Below are 23,366 nucleotides of genomic sequence, written 5' to 3'. Positions count from 1 at the left end.
ATGCTGTACAACACGCTCTCCACGCTGGGCATGTCCCGGCGCCTGCAGACCACGATGACGCAGCTGCAGATGGACATGGTGCGGGCGAACGAGGAACTCTCCACCGGCGTCCACGCCGACGTCTCCGCGACGATCGGCGCCCGCACCGGCCGCGACATCGCGCTGCGCAACCTGTTCGACCGCACCGAGGAGTACCTGAAGACCACCGCGCTGCTCGACGGCCGCATGGGCACGATGGACAGCGCGATGACCAGCATCCTGACCGCCGGGACGGATCTGCTGGCCACCGCCTCCACTGGCCTCGGTCAGCAGGCGCCAACCGGCGTGTCGCTGCAGAACAAGGCGAAGGCGACGCTCGACCAGATCGTCGGCATGCTGAACGCGGCGTCGGGCAACGCCTATCTCTTCGCCGGCACGGCGGTCGAGGGGCCGCCGATGCGCGCCGTCGACGGCGACAAGTCCGGCCTGCCCTCGCCGATGCAGATCGTCCGCGACGCCATCACGGCGGCGACCGGCGGTTCGGCCATGCCGACCACGGCGGCGCAGACGGCGGCGGTGATCGCCACGCTGGACAACCTGTTCGCGGTGCGCGACCCGGCCACCGCGGCGCCGGCACCGCTGACCGACACCTACGAGGGCGGCTTCTACACCGGCACGACGGCGATGCAGGCGGGCGGCGCGGCGTCCCCGCGCATCACCGGCCGCCCGGCCGACGCCACCAGCGTCGCCTACGGCGTGCAGGCCAACGACCAGACGTTCCGCGACCTGCTGCAGGGCGCCTACATGCTGGCGGCGGTCGACACCTCGACGATGGAGCCGGCGGCTTACAAGGACTACATCGAGGAGGCGGTCTCCAAGATGTCGAAGGGCCTCGGCGACCTGCGGCAGGCCACGGCGCTGCTCGGCATCCAGCGCAATCAGATCGCCGCCGTGACCGAGCAGCACCAGACGCAGAAGACCATCCTCAACCTCCAGATCGACAATCTGGAAGGCGTCGACTACGCGGAGGCGAGCACGCGGATCAGCCATCTGGAGGCGCAGATCGACGCGACCGCCAGCGCCACCGCGCGCATCGCCAAGATGCACCTGACCAACTACCTCTAGGCGCCCGCCATGCCCCGCTTCCCCACCGACGTCACCTGGGCCGCCGCCAGGGCCATCATCGCCGGTGCGCTGGCGCTGCTCGCCGTCCTCGGGCCGCCGGCCGGCGGCACGGCGGTGGCGCAGACGCGGGTCAAGGATCTCGTCACCTTCGACGGGGTGCGGCGCAACCAGTTGGTCGGCTACGGCCTCGTGGTCGGGCTGAACGGCACCGGCGACCGGCTGATCAACGCGCCCTTCACCGAGCAGAGCCTGAAGGGCATGATGGAGCGGCTGGGCATCAACACGCGCGGCGAGACCCTGCGCACCCGCAACGTGGCCGCGGTGATGGTGACGGCCAGCCTGCCGCCCTTCCCGCGCCAGGGCACGGCGGTGGACGTGGCGGTGTCGGCGCTGGGCGACGCGACCAGCCTGCTGGGCGGCACGCTGGTGGTGACGCCGCTGCTGGGCGCCGACGGCGAGGCCTACGCGGTGGCGCAGGGGCCGCTGTCGGTCGGCGGCTTCTCCGCCGGGGGCGCGGCGGCGACGGTGACCAAGGGGGTGCCGACCACCGCCCGCATCGCCAACGGCGCCATCGTCGAGCGCGAGCTGAAATTCGCCCTGAACGACATCGGCGCGGTGCGGATGGCGCTGCGCAACCCGGACTTCACCACGGCCAACCGCATCGCCGACGCGGTGAACGGCCGGCTGGGCGCCGGCAACGCGCGGGTGGTGGATTTGACCACGGTGGACGTGCGGATCGGCGGCGCCTACACGGGCAACGTCTCGCGCCTGATCGGCGAGATCGAGCAGTTGCACGTCCGGCCCGACGCCATCGCCCGCGTCGTGGTGGACGAGCGCAGCGGCACCATCGTCATCGGCGACGACGTGCGGGTCAGTCGCGTCGCCATCACGCAAGGCAACCTGACCGTCCGCGTCGTGGAAACCCCGCAGGTGTCGCAGCCGCAGCCCTTCAGCAACGGCCAGACCGTCGTCGTCCCGCGCACCGACATCCAGGTGCAGGAGGGCAACGGCCGGCAGTTCGTGACGGTGGGCGGCAACGTCAGCCTCCAGCAACTGGTCAACGGGCTGAACGCGCTGGGGGTCGGCCCGCGCGACATGGTGGCGATCCTGCAAGCGATCAAGGCGGCGGGCGCCCTGCACGCCGACCTTGAGATCATCTGAGACCGGCAAGCCACGCGGGAGGGCGGAAGTCGATGGACATGAGCGGGGTGAACGTCCGGCCGGCGGCGTCGGACGTGCCGAATGGAAAGACCGGGGGGCCTGCGGCGCCCAGGCTCGATCCCGTCTCGGCGGACAAGGTGGCCAAGGAGTTCGAATCGATGATCGTCGGCCAGATGATGGAATCGATGTTCGCCGGGCTGGAGAGCAGCGGCACCTTCGGCGGCGGCGGTCCGGCGGAGAAACCGTGGCGCAGCTTCATGCTCCAGGAATACGGCAAGGCCATCGCCGAGGCCGGCACGCTGGGCATCGGCCGCATGGTGCGCGAGGAGGTCGCCCGCCTCTACGCCCAGCAGGCGGAGACCGCATCGTGAGCGTGACCCTCAAGGATCTGATCCACGAGTTCGCTTCCGAACAGAAACCCGACGCCGTCCCCGGCGCGGCACCCGAGGCCGAGACCCCGGCCTATGACGGCGCCACGGCGCTGCTGGTCACCGAGTTCCTCGACGCGGTCGAAGCGCTCTGCGCGGTGCTGGAGGAGGAATCGGCCTGCATCGCCGTGGGCATGCTGGATCGGCTGGAGGTCTTCGCCCACCGCAAGGCCGCGATGGCCGAGCGGCTTGAGAGCGTCGCCAACCAAGCCCGCGCCGACGGCGTCCGCCTGCCCGACGATCTGCGGGCCATGACGCTGGACCGGATCGAACGGCTGGACCGGGCGGTCACCGTCAACGCCACCGGTCTGGTCGCCCTGCGCAAGGCGGTGCTGACCATCAACCGCAACCTGCTGGCGGCGCTGGAAAAGGCGGCGAGCGACGGGACCTACGCCCGCAGCGGCCATTCCCTGCGCCCGGTGGAGTTGTCGGCCTCCGGCCTCAACACGACGCTGTAGGGAAAAACGGGATCAGGAGCGGCCCTTGAAGCTGGACAGCGTGCCCGCCTCCTCCATCTTGACGATGCAGGCGACGAGCGCGCGCTGAAAGCCACGGGAGTCGGCGGGCAGCGCCACCCCCTGCCCGGTCGGCCAGAACTCGACGAAGGCCTCGGCCTCGCCGGCATCGCCGGACGGCCATTCGAAGGCCACGCCCAGCCCGATCTCCGCCGAGACGCGCCGGTGGTCGGCGACGAGGATCTGCGCCTCCCAATGCATGCCCCCGGAGCCGCGCTCGGCCCGCTGCTGGCTCCAGCCGCGCAGGTAGTCGCGGAAGCCTTCGGAGTTCCGGTCCAGCCGCACATAGGTGGAGCGGTCCACCACCGCCGTGGCCAGCCGGGTCGTGTAGCGCGCCTGGGCCAGCGCCCGCGCCACGTCGGCGCAGAGGCTGTCCATCAGCGCGAAGCTGCGCCGCACCCGCTCCGACAGCGCCGTGGCGAGCGCCGCACCGGTCAGCGCCCGCTTGGGCGTGCGGTCGTTGCGGTACATATCGAAAAGATCGTCCGAATCGCCCATTGCCGCCCCGGTGTCCTGGCCCCGGTCAAGGGGCTCCGCAGAGGCTCAAGTCGAACAAAAACAGATTAATACCAAATGAACCGGTGGAGAAATATGACCCCACCTGGGGCGGCCCGGACCGAAACCGCGGGCGCTCCGGAAAAGTAAGTCTCCGAATATACGGGTTTTCGGATGACTGCGTTCGGCCTGCCGCATTATCATGCGGCCCGGTTTCCCCACGGGCATCCGAGCCCGCTCCGGCGGCTTCCATGGGGAATGTTTTTTCATGAAGGACCACCGATGCGCTCCGCCCTGTCCGCCGTCCTGATCGCCGCCCTCCTGAGCACCGCCCTGGCCGGTTGCCAGACCGGCTCCATGGGAACCAAGGAAGGGGTCGGCACGGTCGGCGGCGCCGTGGCCGGCGGCCTGATCGGCTCGCGCTTCGGCGGCGGGTCGGGCAAGCTGGTGGCGGTGGGCATCGGCACGCTGCTGGGCGCCTTCGCCGGGCGGGAACTCGGCTCCTCGCTGGACCGCGCCGACCAGACCTACGCCGACCAGGCGGCGACCCGCGCCTACGCGGCGCCGATCGGTCAACAGATCCGCTGGAACAACCCGCAATCGGGCAACCAGGGGACCATCGTGCCGATCCGCGACGGCTACGACGGCGGCGGCGCCTATTGCCGCGAGTTCCAGCAGACCATCGTGGTCGGCGGCCGCACCGAGCAGGCCCACGGCACCGCCTGCCGCCAGCCCGACGGCTCGTGGAAGATCGCGAGCTGAGGCTGCCCGGAGGTCGATAAAGAAAGAGGACCGGAGCCGCAGCCCCGGTCCCGCAGGTCTCAATGCCGAGACCTCAGTGGCTGATCATCCAGGGGCGCGCGGTCGGGAACGCCTTGGAGCCGTCGGCCCCCCGCGCCACCGTCCGGCTGTTCTTGGACCCGCTGCCGCAGCCGCAGTTGGGGCCGTGCTTGTGGCCCCCTTCCGACAGCAGCTTGGGCCGGTCGGCGCTGCGTTCGTTGGTGCCATGGGCCTTGCGCGTCGCCGCCGAAACGGTCGAGAAGGCCGGGGCCGTGCGCATCACCCGTGGCGACGGCGTGGCGCAGGCCGGGCAGGGCTGCGGCATCCGGCATTCCACCATCGGACGCAGGTCGGTGAAATCGCCGCAGCTCGGGCATTCGTAATCGTACATCGGCATGGCGACGGGCTCCTCACTTGTCCTGGGCGATCGGCAGGTCGACGTCGCCGGTGACGAACTTGGTCGGTCCGTTGGCGTTGGGCTTGATGTCGAAGTCGAAGATCTCGGTCGGCAGGAACAGGGTGGCGCAGGCGTTCGGCACGTCGACCACGCCGCTGATGTGGCCCTGGACCGGCGCGGTGCCGAGGATCGAGTAGGCCTGCGCGCCGGAATAGCCAAACTTCTTCAGGTATTCGATGGCGTTCAGGCAGGCCTGGCGGTAGGCGACCTGGACGTCGAGGTAATGCTGCTCGCCGGCCTCGTCGACCGAGATGCCCTCGAAGATCAGGTAGTCGTTGTAGGTCGGGGTGATCGGGCTGGGTCGGAAGATCGGGTTCTTGATGCCGTATTTCGCCATGCCGTCCTTGATCAGGTCGACCTTCAGATGCGCCCAGCCGGCCATCTCGATGGCGCCGCAGAAGGTGATCTCGCCGTCGCCCTGGCTGAAGTGCAGGTCGCCCATCGACAGGCCGGCGCCTTTCACATAGACCGGGAAATAGATCTTGGAGCCGCGCGACAGATCCTTGATGTCGCAATTTCCGCCATGCTCGCGCGGCGGAACGGTGCGGGCGCCTTCGGCCGCCGCCTTGTCGCGGGCATCGCCCTTCAACCGGCCCATATGGGCGGTCGGCGCGTAGGGCGGGTTGGCGAGGCCGGGAACGCGGGTCGGGTTGGTGTCGATCAGCGCCTGCTCGCGCTTGTTCCACTTGGCCAGCAGGTCGGGCGACGGCAGGCAGCCGATCAGGCCGGGGTGGATCAGACCGGCGAAGCGCACGCCCGGAATGTGGCGCGACTTGGTGAACATACCCTCGAAGTCCCAGATCGACTTCTGGGCCAGCGGGAAATGCTCGGTCAGGAAGCCGCCGCCGTTCTGCTTGGAGAAGAAGCCGTTGAAGCCCCATTGCTGCTGCGGGAAGGCGCCGATGTCGAGCAGGTCGACCACCAGCAGGTCGCCCGGCTCGGCCCCCTCGACGCCGACCGGGCCGCTGAGGAAATGGACCTGACTGAGATCGACGTCGCGGACATCGGCCGCGTTGTCGTCGTTCATGATCTGGCCGCCGGTCCAGTCGTAGCATTCCAGGATGAAATCGTCGCCCGGCTTCACCGTGACCGCCATCGGGATGTCCGGGTGCCAGCGGTTGTGGATCATGTCGTTCTCATAGGGGGACTTCGACAGATCGACCTTGACGAGTGTGTCGGCCATAGCGTGGGTCTTCCTTCTTTATGGAATGGTTGGGCGGTGTTCAGGCAAGCCCCCTCCCCATCCCTCCCCCGCTTGTCAGCGGGAGAAGGGGCAGGAGCTTCGTCGGCGTTCGACGGAGTTCCCTCTCCCGCGCAAGCGGGGGAGGGTTAGGGAGGGGGCACGGGGCGCGACGGCTTCATCACGCCGCGATCTCGCGGAAGCCTTCGGGGAAGGGGTTGGGTTCGATCAGGTCCTTGGTCTCGTAGACCACGTCGAACTGACCGTCGCGGCGCGCCCGGCCGACGCGGGTCTTCGTCCAGAGATGGTGATTCTCGTGGATCCGGGTGTGGCCGGCGGGCGCGTCCTTGAACTCGATGCCGGGCGAGGCGGCGGCGACGCGGGCCACGTCGAAGCTGCCGGCCTTCTCCACCGCCAGCTTCCACAGCCAGGGGCCGATGTAGGCGTTGGCGGTGACGTCGCCGATGACGCTGTCCGCCCCCCACATTTTCTTGAAGTTCGCGACGAAGGCCCGGTTGGCCGGGAGATCCAGCCCCTGGAAATACTTGGCGCAGGTGTAGGCCCCGGCGATGTAGTCGCCGCCGATGCCCAGCATCTCGTCCTCGGTCACGCTGTTGGTCAGCAGGGTCTGGGTGCCGAGGTCGATCCCCGCCGCCTTCAGCTGCTTGTAGAAGGCGACGTTGGAGCCGCCGACGACGATGGGGTAGATCACGTCGGGCTTGGTCGCCTTGATCTTGGCGACGATGGCCTCGAAGCGGGTGTGGCCGAGCTCGACATACTCCTCGCCGACGATGCGGCAGCCGTTGCGCTCGATGTGGCGGCGGGCGATGGCGTTCGACGCGCGCGGCCAGATGTAGTCCGAGCCGATCAGGAAGAAGGTCTTGGCGCCCTTCTCGCGCCGCACCCAGTCCAGCCCGGCGAGAATCTGCTGGGTCGCCTCCTGGCCGGTGTAGATGACGTGCTTGGACTGCTCCAGCCCCTCGTAGAAGGTCGGGTAGTAGAGCAGCCCATTGTGCCGCTCCAGCATCGGCAGCACCGCCTTGCGCGAGGCCGAGGTCCAGCAACCGAAGATCGCCGCCACCTTGTCCTCGGCCAGCAGCTTGCGCGTCTTGTCGGCGAAGGTCGGCCAGTCGCTGGCGCCGTCCTCCTGCGCGATGCGGATCTCGCGGCCGAGCACGCCACCCGCCTCGTTGATCTGCTGGATCGCCAGCATCTCCGCCTGGATCGAGCCGCCCTCGCTCAGCGCCATGGTGCCGGTCGCGGAGTGCAGGATGCCGATGGTGACGCTGTCGTCGGTCACGGCGAGGCCGGTGGTGTTGACGGTGGCCGTCGCCGGGCCGCTCGCCACCCGCCGAACACCGGTCCCGGCGGAAGCGTTCATGCGCCCGGCGGCGTTGGCGCGGCGGCGCAGCGCCGATTGCAGGCTGACCTCGGCGAGGAAGTTGTTGACCTCCTGGCTCAGCTGGTCGGCGCGCTGCGAGACCTCCCCGGCGGCGTCGAGCACCTGCCCCGCCGCCGTCCCGGTGTCCGACGCGGCCTCGGTCACGCCGGTGATGTTGCGGGCGACCTCCTCAGTGCCGCGCGCGGCCTCCTGGACGCTGCGGGCGATCTCGCGGGTGGCGGCGCCCTGCTGCTGGACGGCGGCGGCGATGGTCGCGGCGATCTCGTTGATGTCGGCGATGGTGCCGGCGATGCCCCGGATGGCCTCCACCGCCTCGGCCGTCGCCGACTGGATGGCGCCGACCTGGGTCGAGATGTCCTCCGTCGCCTTGGCGGTCTGGTTGGCGAGGGTCTTCACCTCCGACGCCACCACCGCGAAGCCCTTGCCGGCCTCGCCGGCGCGCGCCGCCTCGATGGTCGCGTTCAGCGCCAAGAGGTTGGTCTGGCCGGCGATGCCGTGGATCATCGTCACCACCTGCCCGATCCGGTTGGCGCTTTCCGCCAAGCCCTGGACCACCGCGTCGGTGCGCCGGGTGTCGTCCACCGCCTTGCCGGCGATGCTGGCCGAGGAGGCGACCTGACGGCCGATCTCCTGGATGGAGACCGACAGCTCCTCCGTCGCGGTCGCCACCGTCTGCACGTTGACCGACGCCTGGCCCGACGCCGACGCCATCGCCGCCGACAGCTGGTTGCTGCGCTCGGCGGTGCCGGTCATCGCGGTGGCGGTCTCCGTCATCTCGCCGGCCGCCGTGGAGACCGTCTGCACCAGATGGCCGACCTTGTTCTCGAAGGCGCGGGTCAGGGTTTCCAGCCGGACCGCGCGTTCCTCGGTCGCCTTGCGCTCGGCCTCGCGTTCCGTCTCGTTGGCGGCGCGGGCTGCCGCGTCGGCGATGAGGCGTTCCAGCGCCTTGGTCAGATCCCCGACGTCGTCGTCGGTCCTCGGCAGGCCGGCGGCGGCGGTCGCCCCGGCGGCCAGCCTGGACAGCGGTTCGCCGACGCGGCGCGCCAGCACGCCGTACAGGACGCCCAGCGCCAGCAGCGCGTTGACGGCGATCCCCGCCAGCGCGGCACCGATCGAACCGGTCATCAGGAGGACGGCGACCGTCAGCGCCGCGAGAGCGGCGACGGCGGCGCAGGAGACAAGGGCGGTCTTGGCAGGGCTCATGGCGTTCCCCGGTGTGGTGATGACGGCGGTGAAGATTGGACGGGAGTGTCGGCTTCGATGCCCCCACCTCATTCCTCCCCCGCTGGGCGGGGGAGGAGGCAGGAGCTTTGTCGACGTTCAGAGGCCAGTCCCCTCCCCCGCCCAGCGGGGGAGGAAGGGTGGGGGCATCGAAGCCGACACCAAACCGCCTAGACCGACAGCAGGCGCGCGACCTTCGCCTCGTCGATCCGGTCGCGGGTGTCCTCGTGGACGATCTCGCCGTTCTCGATGACCAGCACGCGGTCGGCGATGTCGAGCGCGAAGCTCAGCACCTGCTCCGACACGACGATGCTCAGCCCCTTCTCGTCGCGGATGCGGCGCAGCGTGCGGCCCATCTCGCGGATGATCGAGGGCTGGATGCCTTCGGTCGGCTCGTCGAGCAGCAGCACCTTCGGCTTGCTTGCCAGCGCCCGCGCGATGGCCAGCTGCTGCTGCTGGCCGCCCGACAGGTTGCCGCCGCGCCGGCCCTTCATCTCCAGCAGCACCGGGAACAGCTCGTACAGGTCGCCCGGCACGCTGCGCCCGCCATGGACGGTCAGCCCGGTCTCGATGTTCTCCTGCACGGTCATCGCCGGAAAGATCATGCGGCCCTGCGGCACGTAGGCGACGCCGTGGCCCACCCGCTCGTAGCTCTTGAGGTTGGTGATTTCGGTGTCGCCGACCCGGACGGCGCCCGAGCGCGTCGGCACGATCCCCATCAGCGACTTCATGAGCGTGGTCTTGCCCATGCCGTTGCGCCCCATGATGGCGACGATCTCGTTGGGCGCCACGGTGAAGTCCAGCCCGTGCAGGACCTCGCTCTGGCCGTAGGACACGCGCAGTTGGTTGACGGACAGCATGTTCGGTCCCCCGCTGTATCAATGGCCCAGATAGACTTCGACGACCTTCGGGTCGTTCTTCACCCGCTCCATCGACCCTTCGGACAGGATCTTCCCCTGGTGGAGCACGGTGACGCGGTGGGCGATGTCCTCGACGAACTTCATGTCGTGCTCGATCACCAGCACCGAGCGGTTCTGGATGATCTTGTTGAGAAGCTCGGCGGTCTTCTTGCGCTCGTTGACGCTCATGCCGGCGACCGGCTCGTCGAGCATCAGCAGCTCGGGGTCCTGGATCAGCAGCATGCCGATCTCCAGCCACTGCTTCTGCCCGTGGCTGAGATACTCGGCGCGCTGGTCGAGGTGGTCGGTCAGGAAGATCATCTCGGCGATCTCGGCGACGCGGTCGCGCACCTCGGCGTCGCGCTTGAAGGCCAGCGCGCCGAACACCGAGCGGCCGCGCGGGAAGGAGATCTCCAGGTTCTCGAACACCGTCAGGTCGTCGTAGATCGACGGGTTCTGGAACTTGCGCCCGACCCCGGCCTTGACGATCTCGTGCTCCTTCATCGCGGTCAGCTCCTTGTTGCGGAACTTGATCGAGCCGCCGGACGCCCTGGTCCGCCCGCAGATGAGGTCGAGCACCGTCGTCTTGCCGGCGCCGTTCGGCCCTATGATGACGTGAATCTCGTTGGCATCGACGTAGAAGGACAGGTCGTTGACCGCCTTGAACCCGTCGAAGGACACCGTCAGCCCTTCGACCGCCAGCAGGTAATCCGTTGGATTGGACATGAAGAGTCGCTCCTCAGTCGGCGGCGGTGTGGGGCGGGACGATGGCGGACGTGGTGGCGGAGGCGGGGGCGGGAGCGATGGTCCGGCCGCGCGACAGCGCGCGCTTCACATGCGGGGCGAGGTATTGCTGGTAGAGCCCGGCCAGCCCGTTGGGGAACACCATCACCACGCCGATGAACAGCGCGCCCATGGCGAACAGCCACAGCTCCGGGAAGCTTTCCGACAGCAGCGTCTTGGCCCAGTTGACCAGCAGCGTGCCGTAGACCGCGCCCAGCAGCGACAGCCGGCCGCCGACCGCGCAGTAGATGACCATCTCGATCGACGGCACGATGCCGACGAAGGACGGCGACATGAAGCCGACCTGGAGGGTGAACATCGCGCCGCCCACCGCCGACAGCGCGGCGGCGAAGCAGAAGACGAAGATCTTGAAGTTCGCCACGTCGTAGCCGGAGAAGCGGACCCGGTCCTCCTTGTCGCGCAGCGCCACCAAGATGCGGCCCAGCTTGGAATGGCGCACATAGAGGCACAGCAGAATGCAGCCGATCAGCAGTGCGGCGTTGACGAAGTAGAGCACCAGCTTCGCCTCGTCGGTGCGGATGTCCCAGCCCTTCAGCGTGCGCAGGTCGGTGATGCCGTTGATGCCGCCGGTGTAGCCCTGCTGGCCGACGATCAGGATGGTCAGGATGGCGGCGAAGGCCTGGGTGATGATGGCGAAATAGACGCCGCCGACCCGCCGCTTGAACATCGCCAGCCCGACGACGAAGGCGAGCAGCGCCGGCACCGCCACCACCGCGACGACCGAGAAGGTCAGGCTGTGGAACGGCTCCCAGAACCAGGGCAGCGCCGTCAGCTGGTTCCAGTCCATGAAGTCGGGGATGCCGGGGGTGGACTGGATCTTCGTCGCCTCCGGGCTCGACGCCTCCAGCTTCAGGAACATCGCCATGCAGTAGCCGCCGAGGCCGAAGAAGATCCCCTGGCCCAAGCTGAGGATGCCGGCGCTTCCCCAGCACAGCACCAGCCCCAGCGCGACGAAGGCGTAGGTCAGGTACTTGCCGACCATGTTCAGCCGGAAGGTGTCGAGGCCGAGCGGCAGGACGACGACGATGAACAGGGCGAGCAGCAGGACCCCCGCCATCTCTCCCGTCACACGGAACGGGGATCCGCTTTGAATGGCTTGCTTCATGGATTGAGACCTCACCGGCGGACTTTGAGGACGAACAGGCCCTGCGGGCGCAGCATCAGGATGACGATCACCGTCAGCAGGGTCAGGACCTTGGCGGTCGAGCCGCTGAGGAAGAACTCCATGGTCGACTGCGCTTGCGAGATGGCGAAGGCGGACGCGATGGTGCCGAGCAGGCTCTGGGCGCCGCCGAACACCACGACCAGGAAGGTGTCGACGATGTAGAGCTGGCCCGAGGTCGGGCCGGTCGAGCCGACCATGGTGAAGGCGCTGCCCGCCACCCCGGCGATGCCGCAGCCCAGGCCGAAGGTGTAGCGGTCGACCTTCTCGGTGTTGATGCCGACGGCGCCGGCCATGGTGCGGTTCTGCATCACCGCGCGCACGCCCTGCCCCCAGCGGGAGCGGAACATGACGACGTAGATCACCACGGTGATCGCCATGGTCAGCGCCATGACGAACAGGCCGTTGATCGGCACCTCGATGGTGTCGGTGACGGCGACCGAGCCCATCAGCCAGTCGGGCAGCACGACGCCGACCTCGCGAGCGCCGAAGACCGAGCGGAAGATCTGCTGGAGGATCAGGCTGAGGCCCCAGGTCGCCAGCAGCGTGTCGAGCGGCCGCTTGTAGAGGAAGCGGATCATGCCCCATTCCACCAGCATCCCGAGCAGTCCGCTGGCGATGAAGGCGAGGATCATCGCGACGAAGAAATAGACCGGGAACAGGGCCGGCGCGTGCTGCGACACCAGCGTCGAGCACAGGTAGGTCACGTAGGCGCCGAGGATCATGAACTCCCCGTGCGCCATGTTGATGACGCCCATCTGCCCGAAGATGATGGCGAGGCCCAGCGCCATCAGAACGAAGACGGAGAACAGAATGAGCCCCGCGAATCCCTGCATCGCAAAGATCGAGCCGAGCTCGGCCAGGCTGTAGCCCTCGAACATGATGGGAACTCCTGTGCAGTGTTCCTGCGGCGCGCGTGGGGCGTCTGGCCCCCTCCCCATCCCTCCCCCGCCTGCGGCGGGAGAGGGGGCCGGACCCTTGCCGGCGTTTGGCGGAGTTCCCTCTCCCGCGCAGCGGGGGAGGGTTAGGGAGGGGGCAAACGGAGGCTGAGCGTCACTGGTAGCCCTTGGGGAACGGATCCGGCTCGATCAGGTCGGCGGTCTCGTAGACCATGTCGAACTGGCCGTCCATGCGGGCGCGGCCGACGCGGGTCTTGCTCCACAGATGGTGGTTGGCGTGGACGCGGACGTAGCCTTCCGGCGCCTCCTTGAACTCGATCCCCTCCGAGGCGACGGCGATCTTGTCGATGTCGAAGCTCTGCGCCTTCTCCACCGTCAGCTTCCACAGCCACGGCCCCAGATAGCCGGCCTGCGTCACGTCGCCGATGACGCTCTCGCCGCCCCACATCTTCTTGAAGGCCGCCACGAACTTCTCGTTGTTCGGATTCTTCAGCGACTGGAAATACTTCATGCAGGCGTAGGCGCCGGCGATGTTCTCGCCGCCGATGCCGAGCAGTTCGTCCTCGGTGACCGAGATGGTCATCAGGGTCTGCTTTTCCAGGTTGATGCCGGCCGCCTTCAACTGCTTGTAGAAGGCGACGTTCGAGCCGCCCACCACCGAGGCGTAGATCACGTCCGGCTTGGTCAGCTTGATCTTGTTGATCACCGAGTTGAACTGGGTGTGGCCAAGCGGGAAATACTCCTCGCCGACCACCTTCTGGCCGTTCTTCTCGATGTGCTTGCGGGCGATCTTGTTGGACGTGCGCGGCCAGATGTAGTCGGAACCGATGAGGAAGAAGCTCTTGGCGCTCTTCTCCTTCGACACCCAGTCCAGCCCGGCGAGAATCTGCTGGGTCGCTTCCTGGCCGGTGTAGATGACGTTCTTGGACTGCTCCAGCCCCTCGTAGAAGGTCGGGTAGTAGAGCATGCCGTTGTACTGCTCGAAGACCGGCAGCACCGCCTTGCGCGAGGCCGAGGTCCAGCAGCCGAACACGGCCGCGACCTTGTCCTCGACCAGCAGCTTGCGGGCCTTCTCGGCGAAGGTCGGCCAGTCGCTGGCGCCGTCCTCCTGGATGACCTCGATCTTGCGGCCGAGCACGCCGCCCATCTCGTTGATCTGCGCGATCGCCAGCTTTTCCGCCTGGACCGAGCCGGTCTCGGAGATCGCCATGGTGCCGGTGGTGGAATGCAGGATGCCGACCTTCACCGTGCTGTCGGTGACCGCCAGCTTGGTGGTGTTGACCGCGTCGGTGGCGAGCGCCTGGGCGATGGCGCCGCGCGGCAGCAGGGTGAGGGCCGGCAGGGCCGCCATGCCGAGGAGGAGTTTGCGCCGGAACGGCGAACGCAAGCCGCCACTGGTCTTATCCGAGGACATGAAACCTCCTGATGTGGGCAGTTTGTATTTTTTGAAGGGGATTGGCGGGATCGCACCGCGTTATCGGCCCCGATGGTCAGCGCGACGGTGCAATGCAGCAATACGTGGATTTGCGTATAGGCCCGCCGGTCCATGGAACTCTATAAACTCGGCCGAAATCCTGGGCGCGTCCCGACGACCGCCCGTCAGTCGGCGCGCTTTCCGCCAAGTCAATCCAGTCACCGACCCATGATCGTTATTTCGTGAAAAGCCGCCCTTCTCGAGCTGGACAGGAGAAATTGTTGCTGCCACCCTGAAGGGAGCGACCCTATATGGTTTGTTAAACGAACAAACTGGAAGACATCATTCCTCGAAGAGGCGCCATGGCGAACCGGCAAAGGGTGGTCGCGGTCCGCAGGACCTACAACCGCTGGGTCGCGAACCAGACCCTGGAGGATTACGCGCTGCGCTTCACCGCGCGCAAGGCGCGGCGCTGGTCGCCGGTGCGGGTCGCCAACACGGCGCTGGGCTCGATCTCCTTCCTGGCGCTGGAGGCCATCGGCGGGGCGATCACCCTGAATTACGGCTTCACCAACGCGGTGCTCGCCATCCTCGCCACCGCCGTCCTGATCTTCGCCACCGCCCTGCCGATCAGCGTCTACGCCAGCCGCTACGGGGTGGACATGGATCTGCTGACGCGCGGCGCCGGCTTCGGCTACATCGGCTCGACCGTCACCTCGCTGATCTACGCCTCCTTCACCTTCATCTTCTTCGCCATCGAGGCCGCCATCATGGCGACCGCGCTGGAGATGATGGTCGGGTTGCCGCTGGCCGCCGGCTACGTGGTCAGCTCGCTGGTCGTCATCCCGCTGGTCGCCTTCGGCTTCACCGTCATCAGCCGGATCCAATTGTGGACCCAGCCGCTCTGGCTCGTCCTGCACGCCCTGCCCTTCCTGTTCATCGCGCTTCAGGACGACGAGGCGCTGACCCGTTGGACCGGTTTCACCGGCTTCCAGAGCGGCGGGAATGGCGGGAGCTTCGACCTGCTGCTGTTCGGCGCCGCCGCGTCGGTGGTGTTCTCGCTGACCGCGCAGATCGGCGAGCAGGTCGATTTCATCCGCTTCCTGCCCCAGGAACCGGGGCCGCAGAACTGGCGCAAGCGCCTGGAATGGTGGGCGGCGCTGCTGGCGGCCGGGCCGGGCTGGATCCTGCTGGGCGGGGTCAAGCTGCTGCTGGGCTCCTTCCTGGCGGTGCTGGCACTGCGCCACGCCGTGCCGGTGGAGCAGGCGGCCGAGCCGACCCGGATGTATCTGGTCGCCTTCCAGCACGTGACGCCCTCGCCCCAGCTCGCCATCGGGCTGACCGGGCTGTTCGTCGTGCTGTCGCAGATCAAGATCAACGTCACCAACACCTACGCCGGCTCCATCGCCTGGTCGAACTTCTTCTCGCGGCTGACGCACAGCCATCCGGGCCGGGTGGTCTGGGTGGTGTTCAACGTCGTCATCGGCCTGCTGCTGATGGAACTGGGCGTCTACAAGACGCTGGAGCCGGTGCTCGGCCTCTATTCCTGCTTCGCCGCGTCGTGGATCGGCGCGCTGGTCGCGGATCTGGTGGTCAACAAGCCGCTCGGACTCAGCCCGCCGCAGGTCGAGTTCAAGCGCGCCCATCTCTACGACGTCAACCCGGTCGGGGTCGGCGCCATGGCGCTGGCGGCCGGGGTGTCGGGGCTGGCGGTGATCGGCTGCTTCGGACCGGCGGTGAAGGTCTTCGCGCCCTTCCTGGCCTTCGCCACCGCCTTTGCCGCCGCGCCGGCCATCGCCTTTCTGACCGATGGCGCGTACTACATCGCGCGCCGTCCCTTCGAGGGCTGGAACCGCGAGCCCGCCATCCGGTGCCGGGTCTGCGAGCACGCGTTCGAGCCGGAGGACATGGCCTTCTGCCCGGTCTACGCCGGCGCGATCTGCTCGCTCTGCTGCTCGCTGGACGCCCGCTGCGGCGACGGCTGCAAGACCGACGCGCGGCTCGGCGTGCAGCTGCGCCGCGCGATCGACGCGCTGCTGCCGGGGCGGCTGGCCGGGGCGCTGAAGGCGCGCTTCGGGCATTACCTGGGCGTGCTGCTGCTGCTCGGCGCCGCCATCGGCGCGGTGCTGGCGCTCGTCTATTTCGAGGTCGCGGCGGTCAACGAGGAGGCCCGCGCCGTCATCCGCAGCACGCTGTGGAAGGTGTTCTTCATCCTGATGATCGTCGCCGGGGTGGCGACCTGGCTCTACGTCCTGGCCCGCGAGAGCCGCAAGGTGGCGCAACAGGAATCCCACAAGCAGACCGCCCTGCTGATGCAGGAGATCGAGGCCCACGAGAAGACCGACGCCCAGTTGCAGAAGGCCAAGGAAGCCGCCGAGGCCGCCAACCTCGCCAAGAGCCGCTATCTGGTCGGCATCGGCCATGAGTTCCGCACGCCGCTGAGCGCCATCTTCGGCTACGCCCAGATGCTGGAGCGCGATCCGACCATCCCGCCGCACCGGGTCGACGCGGTCACGGTGATCCGGCGCAGCGCCGAGCATCTGTCGGGGCTGCTCGACGGGCTGCTCGACGTGTCGAAGATCGAGGGCGGCCGGTTGCAGCTCAATCGCGGCGAGGTGCGCTTCGTCGAGCTGCTCGACCAGCTGGTCAGCATGTTCCGCCTCCAGGCCGAGGCCAAGGGCATCGAATTCCGCTTCGAGGCGGTGGAGGAGCTGCCGCCGGTCGTCCTGACCGACGAGGGGCGCATCCGGCAGATCGTCATCAACCTGCTGTCCAACGCCATCAAGTTCACCGAATCCGGGATCGTCACCCTGCGCGTGCGCTACCGCAGCCAGATCGCCGAGTTCGAGGTCGAGGACACCGGCCCCGGCATCTTCCCCGAGGATCTGGAGCGCATCTTCGAGCCGTTCGAGCGCGGCGCCGCCGCCAGCCAGATGGTGCCCGGCATGGGATTGGGGCTGACCATCACCAAGCTGCTGACCGAGGTGATGGGCGGCGAGATCACCGTGACCAGCGCCATCGGGCGCGGCAGCGTGTTCAAGGTACGGCTGATGATGTCGGCGGCGGTGATCTCGACCGCGCCGGCCCAGCCCGAGCACCTGATCCGGGGCTACAGCGGACCGCGCCTGACCGTGCTGGTCACCGACGACGACATGGCCCACCGCAACCTGATCGGCGAGATCCTGGGCGAGCTGGACTTCACCGTCGTCAAGGCGGCGGACGGCCCGGCCTGCCTGACGCTGGCCGACCAGCACAAGCCGGACATCGTCCTGCTCGACGTGCAGATGCCCGGCCTGAACGGCTGGGAGGTGGCGCGGCTGCTGCGCCGGACCGGGCACGAGCGGGCGACCATCGTCATGGTCTCCGCCGACACGCGGGAGGACCGCGCGGTGCTGCCGCCCGACGCAGCGCATGACGGCTTCGTCGCCAAGCCGGTATCGATCCCCAAGCTGCTGGCCTGCCTGGGCAAGCTGCGGCCCATCGCGTGGGAGTACGAGCAGGGTCCGGCCAACGGCACGCTCGCCGCCCTGCCCGGCTTCGCGGCGTCGGACCTGCCGCCGCAGCACCACATCGCCGAGCTGATCCATCTCGGGCGCATCGGCTACGTGCGCGGCATGCAGGCCAAGCTGTCGGAGATCGCGGCGGCCCATCCCGAACTCGACGCCTTCGTGGGCCGGATGCGCCGGCTGGTCAGCAACTATGACCTGAACCAATACATGGCCGCGCTGGAGGCGGTGCACCGCGATGACAGCCCAGACCAAGCCCCCGGACATGAAACCGCGTGACGTCGTCCTCGTCGTTGACGATTCGCCGGAAACCCTCAGCTTCCTGACCGATTCGCTGGAGGAGGCCGGCGTGACGGTGCTGGTGGCGCTCGACGGCCGCCGCGCGCTCACCCTGCTGGAGCAGGTGACGCCCGACGTCATCCTGATGGACGCGATCATGCCGGGGCTGGACGGCTTCGAGACCTGCCGGCGCCTGAAGCGCAACAGCCAGGTCGCCCATGTGCCGGTGATCTTCATGACCGGGCTGACCGAGACCGAGCACATCCTGAAGGGCTTCTCGGCCGGCGGCGTCGACTACGTGACCAAGCCCATCGTCGCCGAGGCGCTGATCGCGCGGATGTACGCCCATCTCGCCAACGCCCGCGTCGCCCAGAGCACGCGCGCGGCGCTGGACGCGACCGGCCGCTACCTGCTGGCCGCCAACCACCGGGGCGAGGTGCTGTGGTGCACGCCGCAGACCAGCCGCATGCTGGAGACCGCGTTTGGCCACGGCGCGCAGGAAGCCGGATTCACCCTGCCGGAGGAGGCGCGCTCCTGGCTGGAGGAACGGCAGCGCAACGGCCCGGCGCGCAAGCCCGACACGGTCGTCGTTCCCACCGCCACGCCCGGCGTGCGGCTGCGCATCAGCCCGGTCGGGCAGACCGGCCCGGACGAGCTTCTGCTGCAACTGGCCGACGAGACCGGCGCCGGCGAGGACGCCCGGCTGAAGCAGAAGCTGGCCCTGACCGCCCGCGAGGCCGAGGTGCTGATGTGGGTTGCCAACGGCAAGCCCAACCGCGACATCGCCGAGATCCTCGGCCTCAGCCCGCGCACCGTGGACAAGCATCTGGAGCAGATCTACGCCAAGCTCGGCGTCGAGAACCGCGCGGCGGCGGCGGCTATGGCGGTGCGGACGCTCAACACCCGGTAGAGGGCGTCACACCACGCTGCGGTGGCGCTCGATGCAGGTGGACAGCACCTCGTCCATCGGGCGCTCCCACCAGGTGTTCGCCGAGAAGATCTCGACCTCCGAATAGCCGGCGAAGCCGCAATCCTCGACCCAGCCGCGCATCTGCGGCAGATCGATGACGCCGTCGCCCATCATGCCACGGTCGAGCAGCAGGTCGGTCGTCGGCACCAACCAGTCGCAGACGTGGAAGGCCAGCAGCCGCTCCTTGCCGGCGCGGCGGATCTGCGCCTGGAGGTCGGGATCCCACCAGACGTGGTAGGCGTCCACCGCCACCCCCAGCGCCCCGCTGCGGTCGGGGTCGAGCCGGTCGCAGATGTCGAGCGCCTGGGTCATCGTGTTCACGCAAGCGCGGTCGGCGGCGTACATCGGGTGCAGCGGCTCGATGGCAAGCGGCATGCCGGCGTTGCGCGCGCAGTCCAGCAACTCGGCGATGCCGTCCTCCACCTGGGCGCGGGCGCCGGCAAGGTCCTTGCTGGGCGCCGAGCCGGGGCGGGAGTATTGCGGCAGCCCGCCGACGACCAGCACGAGGCAGACGGCGCCCAGCGCCGCCGCCTCGTCCACCGCGCGGCGGTTGTCGTCGCGCATCTCGGCGCGGTGGGCGGCGTCCGCCGGGAACATGCCGCCCCGGCAATAGCCGGAGAGCTGGAGATCGGCGCCGCGCACCGCGCGCACGGCGGCGTCGAGCCCGACCGTCGCGACCTGATCGCGCCACGGCGAGATCGCGCGGATGCCGTGGCGGTCGCAGGCCTCGATGATCTGGAGGAGATCGCCCTGCTTGCGCACGGTGGCGGTGTTGATCGACAGCCAGCGGTGATCGGCGGAGAAGTCGCGCATCGTCACAGCCCCCGCACGGCGAGGACGGCGGCCATGCGGCGGACCGCGCGCTCCGGATCGGTCAGCAGCCCCGCCTTGTCGGCTAGCCGGAACAGTTCGGCGAGGTGCTGGGTCGAGCGCGTGCTCTCCTGCCCGCCGACCATGGTGAAGTGGTCCTGATGGCCGTTCAGATAGGCCATGAAGACGACGCCGGTCTTGTAGAAGCGGGTCGGCGCCTTGAAGATGTGGCGCGACAGCGGCACGGTCGGGGCCAGGATGTCGTGGAAGCCGGCCTCGTTGCCGTCGGCCAGTTCGGCCAGCGCCGCCGCCGCCGCCGGGGCGATGGCGTCGAAGATGCCGAGCAGCGCGTCGGAGTGCCGCTCGCCGTCGCCGGCGATCAGTTCGGCGTAGTTGAAGTCGTCGCCGGTGTACATGCGCACGCCGTCCGGCAGGCGCCGCCGCATGACGATCTCCTTCTCCTTGTCGAGCAGGGAGATCTTGATGCCGTCCACCTTGGGCGCGAAGTCGCCGATGATGCCGAGCGCCGTGTCCATCGCCGCGTCGAGGTCGCCGGTGCCCCAATAGCCGGTCAGCGCCGGGTCGAACATGTCGCCCAGCCAATGCAGCACCACCGGCTGCTTGACCTGGGACAGGATGCGGCCGTAGACGCGGGCGTAGTCGTCCGGCCCCTTGGCGACGCGGGCCAGCGCGCGCGACGCCATCAGGATGATGCGGCCGTCCAGCGCCTCGATGGCCTCGATCTGCTCCTCGTAGGCGCGGATCACGTCGTCGATGGAGCGGGCGTTCTCGGGCAGCAGATGGTCGGTGCCGGCGCCACACGCGATCACCGCGTTGCCGCGCGCCTTGGCGGCGGCCAGCGAGCGGCGGATCAGCTCCAGCGAGGTCGGCCAGTCGAGCCCCATGCCGCGCTGGGCGGTGTCCATCGCCTCGGCGACGCCGAGCCCGAGATCCCACAGATGCTCGCGGAAGGCGATGGTGCGGTCCCAGTCGATGGCGGGGGCGAGCCACGGGTCGCACTCCGCCAGCGGGTCGGCGACCATGTGGGCGGCGGCGAAGGCCACGCGGGTCAGGGGCCGGTCGGTGCGGGCCGGGAATCCACGCGCGGGGGCCAGTTCGTAGGTTTCGAGCGTGCGGTCGGCGCGCGGCAGGCGGATGGTCAGGGCCATGGCGATGGACTCCGGAACAGGGTGGTAAGGTCTTTCGCCGGTGCCCCCTCCCTAACCCTCCCCCGCTGCGCGGGAGAGGGAACTCCGCCGAGCGCCGTCAAGCGTCCAGCCCCCTCTCCCGCCAGAGGCGGGGGAGGGATGGGGAGGGGGCAGACGGGCTCAGGCGGTCAGTGACGGAACGTCCACCCAGCGGCGTTCCTTCCAGCTCTGCAGCGCGCATTCCACCAGTTGCACGCCCTTGGCCCCCTCGATGAGGCCGTGGTTGTACGGCGCGTCCTCCACCACGTGGCGGATGAAGGACTCCCACTGGGTCTTGAAGCCGTTGTCGACCGGCTGGTTGTCCGGCACCGGCTGCCACGTCTCGTAGAAGTCCATGGTCTGCTTCTGGTCCGGGTTCCACACCGGGCGCGGCGTGCCCTGGCGCGGCTGGATCACGCAGTCGGTCAACCCGGCGACCGCCGAGCCGTTGGTGCCGTCGACCTGGAAGGTCACCAGATCGTCCCGGTACACCCGCGTGCACCAGGAGGAGTTGATGGTGGCGATCACCCCGCCCTCCAGCTCGAACATCGCGTAGGCGGCGTCGTCGGCGGTGGCGTCGTAGCGCTGGCCCTTCTCATCCCAGCGGTCCGGGATGTGGGTGGCGCCCAGGCAGGAGATGCTCTTGACCGGCCCGAACAGGTTGTCGAGCACGTAGCGCCAGTGGCAGATCATGTCGAGGATGATGCCGCCGCCGTCCTCCTCGCGGTAGTTCCAGGACGGGCGCTGCGCCGGCTGCCAGTCGCCCTCGAACACCCAATAGCCGAACTCGCCGCGCACCGACAGCATGCGGCCGAAGAAGCCGCTGTCGCGCAGCATGCGCAGCTTCTGCAGGCCGGGCAGGAACAGCTTGTCCTGCACGGTGCCGTTCTTCACCCCGGCCTGCTCGGCGAGGCGGACGATGCCGAGCGCGGCCTCCAGGTTGGTGGCGATGGGCTTCTCGCAATAGACGTGCTTGCCGGCGCGGATCGCCTTCTCCAACAGAATGGGCCGCATCTGGGTGGTACCGGCGTCGAAGAAGATGGTGTCCTCGCGGTTTTCCAGCGCCGCCTCGACGTTGTCGCTCCAGCGCTCGATGCCGTGGCGTTGGGCCAGTTCGCGCATCTTCTCGGCGTTGCGGCCGACGATGATCGGGTCGGGCATGACGCGCGAGCCGTCGGACAGGGTAACCCCGCCCTGCGCCCGGATCGCCAGGATCGAGCGGATGAGGTGCTGGTTCATCCCCATCCGGCCGGTCACGCCGTGCATGATGATTCCGAGGCGTTGCGTGCTCATGGGTTGGACTCCCTAGGTAGGCTTCAGGCGGTTTGGATGGGGGTGAGGCTGGCCCAGGCGGGCTCGGCCGCGCGGGCGAAACCGGGGGTGGACAGCGGCGCCGTAAGCAAGCGCCCGTCGTCCGTCGCGAGCCGGACCGAACCGTCCGGGTCGCGGGCGTAGAAGCCGGGATGGGCGGCGAGGAAGGCGTTCGCCTCATCCGGGGTGCCGAAGCCTTCGCCGTACTGGTGGCCGTTGCGCTCGGCGTGGCCGAGGCCGAGCAGCGCCACCAGCGCCGTGTCCTGCTGCACCGACAGCCCGGCCTGGCAGGTCAGGTCCTCGGCGGACAGGAAGAGCGGCGCTCCCCACGAGGCGCAACGGGCGCGGTTGAGGATGGCCTTGTACAGGCCCTTGCAGGATTTCGACGAAACGCCGCGATAGCCCATGGCGCGGGCGTTCGGGAAGGCATCGTAATCGCCGTCGGACTCGTCGATGATGAAGGGGATGCGCTCCGCGACGGCGCCCAGCGGCTGGGCGAGCGCCGCCTCGCGGGCGATGGGCTGTTCGATGCAGAGCAGCGCGCGGCGGAAGGCCGCCAGCGCCGGATCCCTCTCCAGCCGTTCCAACAGCAGCGCCAGTTGCTCGGCCCCGGCGTATTGCTCGTTGCCGTCGAGCGTGGCGCGGTAGCCGGGGGCGGCCTCTTCGAGCACGGCGGCGATGGCGGTCAGCCGGGCGAGATCGGCCGCGACGTCGCCGCCCAGCTTGATCTTGAACCAGCGCAGCGACTGGCGGGCCAGCAGCGCGCGCACGCTCTCCGGGCTGTCGAGCAGGCCGACCGTGTGGCGCAGTTCCACCGCCGGCAGCGGCGTTAGCCCGCCCAGGAAGCCGTCGAGGTCGAAGCCCGACAGGTCGGGCGTCAATCGCGCGTCGAGACCGGCGACATTGGCGCGCATGCCGTCGAAAAAGCCGACTCCCAGTACCCGCAGCAGCCCGTCGAGCACCGCCTTGTCGATTTGCGCCGGGCCGTAGGCGGCGGCGAGCTTCGGTTCCTGCGTGGGTGTGAAAGCCACGTGATGGCCGAAGGCGGTGTCGAGCCGGTTGTCGGCGAGATAGCCCTCGCGGGCCGCCCGCAGCGAGCGGCGCAGACCCTCCACCGTGTCGGCGGGGGTCTGGTCCGGCCGCTTGTCGAACCATTTCGGCATCATCATCTCGGCGGTGGCGCCCCAGGCCTCGCCCCTGCCCTCGACCGACACCAGGGCGCGGACGAAGGATTGCGGGGCCGCCTCGACCGTCACGGCGCCGAAGCGGAAGGGCTTCACGAAACGGACCGGCCGTTCGTACAGCTCGATGGCGCGGATGCGGAGACGGGGGGCGGGCATGGTCGAATGCTTTCCTGGAGGGGTCACTCGCCCCCTCCCTCC

General features: G+C 68.8%; 20 protein-coding genes. 7 read left to right on the top strand and 13 right to left on the bottom strand.

The annotated features are described in order from the left end of the window. Genes EJ913_RS22285 through EJ913_RS22270 form a run of 4 tightly spaced genes read left to right on the top strand, consistent with a single transcriptional unit; the run spans position 1 to position 3,151 of the window. Positions 1 to 1,104 carry a flagellin gene (locus EJ913_RS22285; protein ID WP_127002002.1) on the top strand — a complete coding sequence of 368 codons (1,104 nt, stop codon included), beginning with the start codon at positions 1 to 3 and terminating at the stop codon, positions 1,102 to 1,104. 9 nt (positions 1,105 to 1,113) lie between these two features. Beyond that, positions 1,114 to 2,265, top strand: a complete 1,152-nt coding sequence (locus EJ913_RS22280) for a flagellar basal body P-ring protein FlgI (RefSeq protein ID WP_127002000.1) — start codon at positions 1,114 to 1,116, stop codon at positions 2,263 to 2,265. Between the two features lie 38 nt (positions 2,266 to 2,303). Further along, positions 2,304 to 2,636: a rod-binding protein gene (locus EJ913_RS22275; protein WP_127001997.1), complete on the top strand. Its 333-nt coding sequence runs from the start codon at positions 2,304 to 2,306 to the stop codon at positions 2,634 to 2,636. Next, positions 2,633 to 3,151: a flagellar protein FlgN gene (locus tag EJ913_RS22270; RefSeq protein WP_127001995.1), complete on the top strand. Its 519-nt coding sequence runs from the start codon at positions 2,633 to 2,635 to the stop codon at positions 3,149 to 3,151. The genes EJ913_RS22275 and EJ913_RS22270 overlap by 4 nt, the downstream gene beginning before the upstream one ends. A gap of 12 nt (positions 3,152 to 3,163) precedes the next feature. Here EJ913_RS22270 and EJ913_RS22265 read toward each other — a convergent pair whose 3' ends face one another. Next, positions 3,164 to 3,706, bottom strand: coding sequence for a hypothetical protein (locus tag EJ913_RS22265; RefSeq protein WP_127001994.1), 543 nt, complete (start codon positions 3,704 to 3,706; stop codon positions 3,164 to 3,166). 279 nt (positions 3,707 to 3,985) lie between these two features. Here EJ913_RS22265 and EJ913_RS22260 point away from each other — a divergent pair, with 279 nt between their 5' ends. After that, positions 3,986 to 4,465, top strand: a complete 480-nt coding sequence (locus EJ913_RS22260; RefSeq protein ID WP_127001992.1) for an RT0821/Lpp0805 family surface protein — start codon at positions 3,986 to 3,988, stop codon at positions 4,463 to 4,465. Between the two features lie 73 nt (positions 4,466 to 4,538). Here the strand turns inward: EJ913_RS22260 and EJ913_RS22255 are convergent, their stop codons facing one another. The 8 genes from EJ913_RS22255 to urtA (EJ913_RS22220) all read right to left on the bottom strand — a co-directional run bounded on the left by EJ913_RS22255 (position 4,539) and on the right by urtA (EJ913_RS22220) (position 13,921). Continuing rightward, entirely contained in the window at positions 4,539 to 4,880 is a 342-nt protein-coding gene (locus EJ913_RS22255) for an FmdB family zinc ribbon protein (RefSeq protein ID WP_127001990.1), read from the bottom strand. Positions 4,881 to 4,893: 13 nt separating this feature from the next. Further along, positions 4,894 to 6,123 carry a formamidase gene (gene fmdA / locus EJ913_RS22250; protein ID WP_127001988.1) on the bottom strand — a complete coding sequence of 410 codons (1,230 nt, stop codon included), beginning with the start codon at positions 6,121 to 6,123 and terminating at the stop codon, positions 4,894 to 4,896. 178 nt (positions 6,124 to 6,301) lie between these two features. Next, a complete protein-coding gene (gene urtA, locus EJ913_RS33280) occupies positions 6,302 to 8,725 on the bottom strand; it encodes an urea ABC transporter substrate-binding protein (RefSeq protein WP_185909892.1) in 2,424 nt (807 codons plus the stop codon). A 188-nt stretch (positions 8,726 to 8,913) separates the two neighbouring features. Further along, entirely contained in the window at positions 8,914 to 9,603 is a 690-nt protein-coding gene (gene urtE, locus EJ913_RS22240; protein WP_127001984.1) for an urea ABC transporter ATP-binding subunit UrtE, read from the bottom strand. 18 nt (positions 9,604 to 9,621) lie between these two features. Beyond that, on the bottom strand, positions 9,622 to 10,368 hold the full coding sequence (gene urtD, locus EJ913_RS22235) for an urea ABC transporter ATP-binding protein UrtD (protein ID WP_127001982.1): 747 nt from the start codon (positions 10,366 to 10,368) through the stop codon (positions 9,622 to 9,624). Between the two features lie 13 nt (positions 10,369 to 10,381). Further along, positions 10,382 to 11,503, bottom strand: a complete 1,122-nt coding sequence (urtC, locus tag EJ913_RS22230; RefSeq protein WP_244939453.1) for an urea ABC transporter permease subunit UrtC — start codon at positions 11,501 to 11,503, stop codon at positions 10,382 to 10,384. Between the two features lie 59 nt (positions 11,504 to 11,562). Next, on the bottom strand, positions 11,563 to 12,489 hold the full coding sequence (gene urtB / locus EJ913_RS22225; protein WP_127001978.1) for an urea ABC transporter permease subunit UrtB: 927 nt from the start codon (positions 12,487 to 12,489) through the stop codon (positions 11,563 to 11,565). Between the two features lie 172 nt (positions 12,490 to 12,661). Further along, positions 12,662 to 13,921 carry an urea ABC transporter substrate-binding protein gene (gene urtA, locus EJ913_RS22220; protein ID WP_127001976.1) on the bottom strand — a complete coding sequence of 420 codons (1,260 nt, stop codon included), beginning with the start codon at positions 13,919 to 13,921 and terminating at the stop codon, positions 12,662 to 12,664. A gap of 362 nt (positions 13,922 to 14,283) precedes the next feature. Here urtA (EJ913_RS22220) and EJ913_RS22215 point away from each other — a divergent pair, with 362 nt between their 5' ends. Then, positions 14,284 to 17,706, top strand: coding sequence for a hybrid sensor histidine kinase/response regulator (locus EJ913_RS22215; RefSeq protein WP_127001974.1), 3,423 nt, complete (start codon positions 14,284 to 14,286; stop codon positions 17,704 to 17,706). Continuing rightward, complete coding sequence (locus EJ913_RS22210) at positions 17,693 to 18,616, top strand: response regulator transcription factor (protein WP_127001972.1); 924 nt, start codon at positions 17,693 to 17,695, stop codon at positions 18,614 to 18,616. The genes EJ913_RS22215 and EJ913_RS22210 overlap by 14 nt, the downstream gene beginning before the upstream one ends. 6 nt (positions 18,617 to 18,622) lie before the next feature. On the opposite strand, the gene EJ913_RS22205 is transcribed toward EJ913_RS22210, so the two are convergent. The 4 genes from EJ913_RS22205 to EJ913_RS22190 all read right to left on the bottom strand — a co-directional run bounded on the left by EJ913_RS22205 (position 18,623) and on the right by EJ913_RS22190 (position 23,324). Further along, the gene (locus tag EJ913_RS22205) at positions 18,623 to 19,489 is read right to left on the bottom strand and encodes a sugar phosphate isomerase/epimerase family protein (RefSeq protein ID WP_127001970.1); all 867 of its coding nucleotides are present in this window, start codon (positions 19,487 to 19,489) and stop codon (positions 18,623 to 18,625) included. Between the two features lie 2 nt (positions 19,490 to 19,491). Then, the gene (locus EJ913_RS22200) at positions 19,492 to 20,655 is read right to left on the bottom strand and encodes a dihydrodipicolinate synthase family protein (protein ID WP_127001968.1); all 1,164 of its coding nucleotides are present in this window, start codon (positions 20,653 to 20,655) and stop codon (positions 19,492 to 19,494) included. A gap of 159 nt (positions 20,656 to 20,814) precedes the next feature. Further along, positions 20,815 to 21,966 carry a Gfo/Idh/MocA family protein gene (locus tag EJ913_RS22195; protein WP_127001966.1) on the bottom strand — a complete coding sequence of 384 codons (1,152 nt, stop codon included), beginning with the start codon at positions 21,964 to 21,966 and terminating at the stop codon, positions 20,815 to 20,817. Positions 21,967 to 21,989: 23 nt separating this feature from the next. Further along, entirely contained in the window at positions 21,990 to 23,324 is a 1,335-nt protein-coding gene (locus EJ913_RS22190; protein ID WP_127001964.1) for an enolase C-terminal domain-like protein, read from the bottom strand. Positions 23,325 to 23,366: the final 42 nt, after the last annotated feature.

Source organism: Azospirillum doebereinerae, from assembly GCF_003989665.1.
In the GTDB taxonomy this organism is placed as follows: Bacteria; Pseudomonadota; Alphaproteobacteria; order Azospirillales; family Azospirillaceae; genus Azospirillum; species Azospirillum doebereinerae.
This window is presented reverse-complemented; position numbering and strand designations above follow the sequence as displayed.

Coding starts and splice junctions, on each gene's coding strand:
- EJ913_RS22285 (WP_127002002.1), top strand. CDS start 1: ATGCTGTACAACACGCTCTCCACGCTGGGCATGTCCCGGCGCCTGCAG.
- EJ913_RS22280 (WP_127002000.1), top strand. CDS start 1,114: ATGCCCCGCTTCCCCACCGACGTCACCTGGGCCGCCGCCAGGGCCATC.
- EJ913_RS22275 (WP_127001997.1), top strand. CDS start 2,304: ATGAGCGGGGTGAACGTCCGGCCGGCGGCGTCGGACGTGCCGAATGGA.
- EJ913_RS22265 (WP_127001994.1), bottom strand. CDS start 3,706: ATGGGCGATTCGGACGATCTTTTCGATATGTACCGCAACGACCGCACG.
- EJ913_RS22260 (WP_127001992.1), top strand. CDS start 3,986: ATGCGCTCCGCCCTGTCCGCCGTCCTGATCGCCGCCCTCCTGAGCACC.
- EJ913_RS22255 (WP_127001990.1), bottom strand. CDS start 4,880: ATGCCGATGTACGATTACGAATGCCCGAGCTGCGGCGATTTCACCGAC.
- fmdA (WP_127001988.1), bottom strand. CDS start 6,123: ATGGCCGACACACTCGTCAAGGTCGATCTGTCGAAGTCCCCCTATGAG.
- urtA (WP_185909892.1), bottom strand. CDS start 8,725: ATGAGCCCTGCCAAGACCGCCCTTGTCTCCTGCGCCGCCGTCGCCGCT.
- urtE (WP_127001984.1), bottom strand. CDS start 9,603: ATGCTGTCCGTCAACCAACTGCGCGTGTCCTACGGCCAGAGCGAGGTC.
- urtD (WP_127001982.1), bottom strand. CDS start 10,368: ATGTCCAATCCAACGGATTACCTGCTGGCGGTCGAAGGGCTGACGGTG.
- urtC (WP_244939453.1), bottom strand. CDS start 11,503: ATGGCGGGGGTCCTGCTGCTCGCCCTGTTCATCGTCGTCGTCCTGCCG.
- urtB (WP_127001978.1), bottom strand. CDS start 12,489: ATGTTCGAGGGCTACAGCCTGGCCGAGCTCGGCTCGATCTTTGCGATG.
- urtA (WP_127001976.1), bottom strand. CDS start 13,921: ATGTCCTCGGATAAGACCAGTGGCGGCTTGCGTTCGCCGTTCCGGCGC.
- EJ913_RS22215 (WP_127001974.1), top strand. CDS start 14,284: ATGGCGAACCGGCAAAGGGTGGTCGCGGTCCGCAGGACCTACAACCGC.
- EJ913_RS22210 (WP_127001972.1), top strand. CDS start 17,693: ATGAAACCGCGTGACGTCGTCCTCGTCGTTGACGATTCGCCGGAAACC.
- EJ913_RS22205 (WP_127001970.1), bottom strand. CDS start 19,489: ATGCGCGACTTCTCCGCCGATCACCGCTGGCTGTCGATCAACACCGCC.
- EJ913_RS22200 (WP_127001968.1), bottom strand. CDS start 20,655: ATGGCCCTGACCATCCGCCTGCCGCGCGCCGACCGCACGCTCGAAACC.
- EJ913_RS22195 (WP_127001966.1), bottom strand. CDS start 21,966: ATGAGCACGCAACGCCTCGGAATCATCATGCACGGCGTGACCGGCCGG.
- EJ913_RS22190 (WP_127001964.1), bottom strand. CDS start 23,324: ATGCCCGCCCCCCGTCTCCGCATCCGCGCCATCGAGCTGTACGAACGG.